Origin of the sequence: Cysteiniphilum halobium (genome assembly GCF_003574425.1) — a bacterium.
GTDB classification, from domain to species: Bacteria; Pseudomonadota; Gammaproteobacteria; order Francisellales; family Francisellaceae; genus Caedibacter; species Caedibacter halobius.
This window is the reverse complement of the sequence record NZ_QLIU01000094.1, coordinates 1-6,286: the sequence shown is the minus strand read 5'-3', so window position 1 is coordinate 6,286 and position 6,286 is coordinate 1. Positions and strand designations below refer to the sequence as shown.

7 protein-coding genes are annotated in these 6,286 nt (G+C 37.7%); 4 read left to right on the top strand and 3 right to left on the bottom strand.

Features of this window, described 5'->3' with window-relative positions; all coding sequences use genetic code 11:
- A partial coding sequence (locus tag DNK85_RS11040) for an Lcl C-terminal domain-containing protein (protein WP_162896703.1) occupies positions 1 to 984 on the top strand: 984 nt, incomplete at its 5' end.
- Between the two features lie 116 nt (positions 985 to 1,100).
- Complete coding sequence (locus DNK85_RS11035) at positions 1,101 to 1,709, top strand: MarC family protein (RefSeq protein ID WP_119329605.1); 609 nt, start codon at positions 1,101 to 1,103, stop codon at positions 1,707 to 1,709.
- A gap of 65 nt (positions 1,710 to 1,774) precedes the next feature.
- Here the strand turns inward: DNK85_RS11035 and ychF are convergent, their stop codons facing one another.
- Together ychF and pth are read right to left on the bottom strand one after the other, a co-directional pair.
- Entirely contained in the window at positions 1,775 to 2,866 is a 1,092-nt protein-coding gene (gene ychF, locus DNK85_RS11030) for a redox-regulated ATPase YchF (protein WP_119329604.1), read from the bottom strand.
- A gap of 15 nt (positions 2,867 to 2,881) precedes the next feature.
- Positions 2,882 to 3,463, bottom strand: a complete 582-nt coding sequence (pth, locus tag DNK85_RS11025; RefSeq protein ID WP_119329606.1) for an aminoacyl-tRNA hydrolase — start codon at positions 3,461 to 3,463, stop codon at positions 2,882 to 2,884.
- 364 nt (positions 3,464 to 3,827) lie between these two features.
- On the opposite strand from pth, the gene DNK85_RS11020 reads away from it, so the two are divergent.
- Both DNK85_RS11020 and mutY read left to right on the top strand, forming a co-directional pair.
- A complete protein-coding gene (locus DNK85_RS11020) occupies positions 3,828 to 4,361 on the top strand; it encodes an adenine phosphoribosyltransferase (RefSeq protein WP_119329603.1) in 534 nt (177 codons plus the stop codon).
- A complete protein-coding gene (gene mutY / locus DNK85_RS11015; RefSeq protein ID WP_119329602.1) occupies positions 4,354 to 5,373 on the top strand; it encodes an A/G-specific adenine glycosylase in 1,020 nt (339 codons plus the stop codon). Before DNK85_RS11020 ends, mutY begins: the two co-directional genes overlap by 8 nt.
- Here mutY and adk read toward each other — a convergent pair.
- Positions 5,370 to 6,041 carry an adenylate kinase gene (gene adk / locus DNK85_RS11010; RefSeq protein ID WP_119329601.1) on the bottom strand — a complete coding sequence of 224 codons (672 nt, stop codon included), beginning with the start codon at positions 6,039 to 6,041 and terminating at the stop codon, positions 5,370 to 5,372. The genes mutY and adk overlap by 4 nt on opposite strands.
- Positions 6,042 to 6,286 lie beyond the last annotated feature (245 nt).

Below are 6,286 nucleotides of genomic sequence, written 5' to 3'. Positions count from 1 at the left end.
TTTAGTCAAGGTACTGGTGCAGAGGCAGATTGTGTAATAGATAATCTCACAGGCCTAATGTGGCCAAGAGAAGACTCCTTTACTGGTCTATCATGGAGTGATGCATTGACTGCGGCTAATAATTATTCGCGTTGTGGTTATACCGATTGGCGTTTGCCTAATGTTAATGAACTTAAAAGCCTTATTAATTATGGTGAAATTCTTAATTATACCTGGCTTAATGGTTTTAGTATAAATGTTAGCCCTGATGCATATTGGACTAGTACAACACGTGTTAATAATATTAATGATGCTTATACAGTACATATGCAGGATTATTATCTGCTAACATTTGATAAAGTAAATCTTTTTCCGCATGCTATCCCTGTAAGAGGTAACAGCAATGGTTACCTTGCTAAAGTGATCATAACGGGGCAAACGTCATCTATGCCGATTGTAGCCCCTGTTGGCGCTGATGGTGACATCATGGCTGGCGAGCCATGGCCGATTACACGATTTGTAGAAGAAGGAGAGTGTATAATAGATTATTTAACAGGACTTATGTGGCCCAAAAATGGAGTTATTGGTTTTGAAGACTTTGATAATGCAGGACCATCACTACAACCTAATTATGGTAATGTAATTATAAATCTCAATAGACTTAACTGGCATGATGCCATCCAAGCAATTAATAATATGAATATCGCTGCAGTTAAACTATGTGGCTACAGTGACTGGCGCTTACCTAATACCAACGAATTATCCAGCCTCATAAATTATGGTGCTGATATTAGTGTTGGGCCGAATTATAATCTTGACTGGCTAATGATGAATGGCTTTGAGAACATGACGGTTAGTTTTTATTGGACTTCAGCCGATTGGATTGGTGGGATGGTCAGACGAGTTAGTCTAAAACAAGGCACTATTAATCCCGTATTAGTTGACAATTTGAATTATGTTTTGCCAGTGCGCAGCTTGATTTATAACCAAGAGAGTAATGAATAGTATTGTTAATAGCAAATAACTCTTAATTGTCTGAAGTTCTTTTATTATGGAAAATTTCTGCTGATAAGCTAGGCTAAATAGGTTAGATAATTGAATAAGCGAAATAAGGAAGATAGATGTTAAGTTTTGCCATTGCACTGATCGTGATTATGAATCCTATTGGTAATTTAGCTATTTATATTGCATTGATTAGTGATAGGGATGAGAAAGATTGTAATACAACAGCAAAGATCTGTGCTGTTGCTATTTTTGTATTATTAATGATTTCATTATGGGTCGGTTGGCCAATTTTAAACTTTTTTGGGATTAGTATTGGTGCATTTAAACTAGCTGGTGGTTTGATTGTTTTACATATTGCTCTATCAATGATCCAAGGTAATAATCATAATCGTAAGAAAGGGGAAAACAAAAGAAATAATGAAAAACAGCAATCTATTGCTGTGGTACCTATGGCAATTCCTGTGATTGCAGGCCCTGGAGCAATGGCTGTCATTATTATGCATGCCCATGACTTCACTCTATGGCAGTTTTGTATTGCAAGTATTATTTGCGCTATAGTATCTGTGCTTTTTTGGATATTACTTAAGCTTACCCCAAAACTTGCACACTTTTTAAATGATGAGGCATTATCGGTAATATCACGTGTGATGGGGCTTATTTTAGCAGCCATTGCCATTCAGATGATGGCAGGTGGGTTGACTTCACTTTTTCCAATATTACAGTGAGCTTTTAGATTAAAAAGTAAAGTATAAACTACATCCTATATAACCTATAACAAATAAAATTCTTTCTAAACATTAAACCTAAAATGAACGACATCACCATCATGGACGATATACTCTTTGCCTTCTAGGCGTGCTTTGCCAGCATCTTTGGCGCCTTTCTCGCCACTGTATTCAATGTAATCATTAAAACCAATGACCTCAGCACGAATAAAACCACGCTCAAAATCAGTGTGGATTTTGCCGGCTGCTTGTGGGGCGGTGGCACCTATAGGGATAGTCCATGCACGGACTTCTTTAACACCTGCGGTAAAATAAGTTTGTAATTGTAGTAGCTTGTAGCCTGCGCGAATCACGCGATTAAGACCTGGCTCATCTAAACCAAGATCCGTTAGAAATTCCATTTTTTCATCATCGTCAAGCTCAGCAATTTCAGATTCGATCGCTGCACATACAGCAACAACATCTGCGTTATCAGTTTTAGCAAACTCAATGACTTTATCTAATAACGGATTGTTATCAAAACCAGATTCATCAACGTTAGCGATATAAAGTGTGGGTTTATGTGTTAATAATGGCGTTTGCTTGATCCAAGTATTTTGCTCATCACTAAATGGGAAGCTGCGTACTGGCTTTTCAGACTCTAAATGCTCTTTGAGATTTTGATAAAACTCAAGTTGCAATTTCGCTTCTTTGTTAGCGCTTTTGGCAAGTTTTTGTACACGCTGAATAATTTTATCAACGCTTTCGATATCGGCAAGTAACAGCTCAGTATTAATAGTTTGAATATCATCAATGGGATTAACTTGCCCGGCAACATGGACAACGTCATCATTATGAAAGCAACGTACCACATGGGCAATCGCATCGGTTTCACGAATATTGGCTAAGAATTTATTACCTAAGCCTTCGCCTTTGGAGGCACCGGCAACAAGACCTGCAATATCAACAAACTCCATCGTTGCAGCGATAACTTTCTGTGGATTAACAATACTGGACAATTGATCTAGTCTTGGATCAGGTACAGATACCATGCCGATATTTGGTTCAATCGTACAAAATGGATAGTTTTCCGCTTGAATACCTGCTTTTGTTAATGCATTAAATAGCGTTGACTTCCCGACATTGGGAAGTCCAACAATACCACATTTAAAACCCATATAAAAACCCTTAGTTTACTGTTCTTTCTGGTGAAGCTCATTCATCACGCTTTGATAATTGCCCTGTATTATATCGTCTAGATAAGAAATCGCACGTGTAATGCTGTGATCAATCGCAATTTTATCATCAATAGATGGTTTACCTAATACATAACCCACAACTTTATTGCGATCTCCAGGGTGATCAATACCAATGCGTAAACGGTGATAGTCACGTGTGCCAAGGCATGCATCAATATCTCTTAAACCATTATGCCCGCCGTGTCCGCCCCCTTTTTTAAGACGAATCTGCCCACAAGGCAAATCAAGCTCATCATGTGCGACTAGGATTTCATCTGGCATGATTTTATAAAATTGTGTTAGTTTAGATACGGCTAAGCCGCTTTTATTCATAAAGGTATGTGGATATAAAAGCCAAAGTTTATTGGCACCAATTGGTATTTGTGCAACGGCGCCATGAAATTTATTATCACTTACAAGTGCCAGGTTTAGCTTATCGGCAACCGCCTCTAGAAACCATTGTCCAGCGTTGTGACGCGTACCTTCATATTGGCTGCCAATATTACCAAGACCAACGATGAGTTTGATGTGTGTCATGTTTGTGATGCCTTTAATTGGATTCATCGTTTAAGATGAATATGTAATTATCTAAATTTTAATGCTGCTGATTATAATCTGGATATAGGAGGTTTGTCATTTTGAATATCAACTATTACAGTCAATGACAGTCACTATTGGAGATAATTATTTGGTTACAGGTGGTCACAAGGCAGAGGTCTACCACAATAAGAAGACAACATTATTACACTCTATTACACTCTCAAATTTTTGTATCAAGGTTATTTAGCATGAGTTTGATTCAATTCGGATATAGGAGGCCTTTGATTTTTTGAATGACAATACTTGTGTCAACGTGCTACCATGAGCGAAATTTATGTCAAAGAAAGATTCCTTTTAAATAATGAGCATAACAACCATAGAGTCTCTAATTGCAGCAGTGCCTGATTTTCCCAAACCGGGCATTTTGTTTCGTGATGTTACACCTTTATTAGCAGATGCCAATGGCTTGACTCAAACAGCAAGTCTTATGGCTAAGCGTATTAAAGAAAGAGCTTTAAAACCTACCATAATAGCTGGTCCTGAGAGTCGTGGATTTATCTTTGGTGTGGCATTGGCAAAACATTTATCCATTGGTTTTGTGCCTATTCGTAAACCAGGTAAGCTACCACGTGCTGTACATACTTGTGAGTATGAATTAGAGTATGGTACCGATAGATTAGAAGTACATCAGGATGCTTTTACAGTCAATGATCAAGTGCTATTGGTAGATGATTTATTGGCAACAGGGGGAACGGCGAGTGCCTGTATTGAACTTGTTAGAAAAGCAGGTGCCAATGTGCTAGGTTCACTATTTGTGATCGAGCTTAATGAACTCAAGGGACGCGATAAAATGCCAAAAGATGTGTTTATTGATTCACTAATAAAGTATGACTGAGATTGAACTTCACTTTGCTATTGAACAATACCATGCGTCATTGCTTACGTGGTTTGCCCACAGTGGTCGACATGATTTACCATGGCAGGGCGACTTTAAGCCATATTACGTATGGTTGTCTGAGATTATGTTGCAGCAAACACAAGTCAAAGCTGTTATTCCCTACTTTCTTAAGTTTATAGATACTTTCCCTCAAATCAGTGATTTAGCACAAGCAAGTCAAGATAGCATAATGCAACACTGGGCAGGGCTTGGTTATTATGCACGCGCTAGAAACTTACACAAGACGGCACAAATCGTTTGTCAAAAATACAACGGTGTCATGCCTGATAATGTTGATGCATTATTAGCATTACCTGGAATTGGTAGATCAACAGCACATGCGATCTTATCTATTGCGTTTAATCAAGCAAAGCCAATTATGGATGGTAATGTTAAGCGCGTATTTGCACGGGTTTTTGTCATTGATGATGTATTATCTGGCGTAAGCACTGAAAAGAGATTATGGCAATTGGCGCATAGACTTATGCCAAAAGACAAAACACAAAATTATACACAAGCACAAATGGATTTGGGGGCAACAATATGTACACGTACTAAACCAAAGTGTGGGCTTTGCCCACTACAAAATATCTGTTTAAGTTTTGCAAGTAATCGTGTTGAGCAATACCCACGAAAAAAAGTAAAAGTTGCCAAGCCAATACGATCAACGGTATTTCATCTTTATCAATATCAAGGTGAATTATTATTAATCAAAAAACCCAATAAAGGTATCTGGGGTGGGCTGTATACGCTACCTGAAACGGCTCTGAACATTGGTGAGTACAGTCACATGCTATGTGAGGAGCAAAAGCATATATTTACGCATTTTGAGCTTTATTATGATATTAAAGCTTATCAGTTAAGCAAAAAGCCAAGGTTTGATAATGCTTATTGGGTTGATAAAAAAGAGTTAAAGAAATATGCTCTGCCCGCACCGTTGGCAAAGCACTTAAGTGGGGCAGCAATCTAAACCGTCACTTGAGAGTGAAGTGTCTTAAAGATTTCTTTAGTTACAATATCAACACTTTGATTGCCATTGACTTTAACATAAATAGGCTTTTTAAGCTTAGTACCAGTTGTATCAAAATGCTGATAATATTCAATCAATGGTGCAGTTTGTGCATGATACACATTTAAGCGATTCTTAACGGTTTCCTCTTTATCATCTTCGCGTTGAATCAAATCCTCACCCGTTTGATCATCTTTTCCGGCAACTTTTGGTGGGTTGTTATCAATGTGATAGGTTCGCCCTGACGACTCATGAAGTCTCCGCCCCGACATTCGCTTAACTATAATATCATCATCCAGAGTGATTTCAATAATAAAATCAATATTTATTCCAAGTTTTTTAAATGCCTCTGCTTGTCCCAGCGTTCGTGGCACGCCATCAAGCATAAAGCCATTTTTACAATCAGACTGTGATAGACGCTCTTTAACGATCTGCATAATGAAATCATCAGAAACCAGTTCGCCGGCATCAAGAATTTTCTTTAATTTCACGCCGATTTCAGAACCTGATTTAATAGCTAAGCGTAACATATCACCTGTCGAGATTTGTGGGATATTAAATTGCGTTTCAATGCGTTTTGCCTGTGTGCCTTTACCAGCACCAGGAGGACCTAAAAGAATGATATTCATATGATTTCCATCAAAATAAAAAATAAAATGTGGCTTTATGATAAAAAAAAATAGCTTAAAAGTCTTTTAAAAAATCAATTCGCTTAAATATTTCGTCCCTCTGTACACGATGATTTTTTCATTTGAGTAGCTCCTGTAATGGTCGATTTAAAATCTTAAGGCAGAGCTTAAAATCTCTTATGCTAAAAGCTGCTCTTTGATAAGCATTAGCAATCATATCCAAGCCATACCGGAAATAGCTATAT

Coding starts and splice junctions, on each gene's coding strand:
- pth (WP_119329606.1), bottom strand. CDS start 3,463: ATGACACACATCAAACTCATCGTTGGTCTTGGTAATATTGGCAGCCAA.
- DNK85_RS11020 (WP_119329603.1), top strand. CDS start 3,828: ATGAGCATAACAACCATAGAGTCTCTAATTGCAGCAGTGCCTGATTTT.
- adk (WP_119329601.1), bottom strand. CDS start 6,041: ATGAATATCATTCTTTTAGGTCCTCCTGGTGCTGGTAAAGGCACACAG.
- ychF (WP_119329604.1), bottom strand. CDS start 2,866: ATGGGTTTTAAATGTGGTATTGTTGGACTTCCCAATGTCGGGAAGTCA.
- DNK85_RS11035 (WP_119329605.1), top strand. CDS start 1,101: ATGTTAAGTTTTGCCATTGCACTGATCGTGATTATGAATCCTATTGGT.
- mutY (WP_119329602.1), top strand. CDS start 4,354: ATGACTGAGATTGAACTTCACTTTGCTATTGAACAATACCATGCGTCA.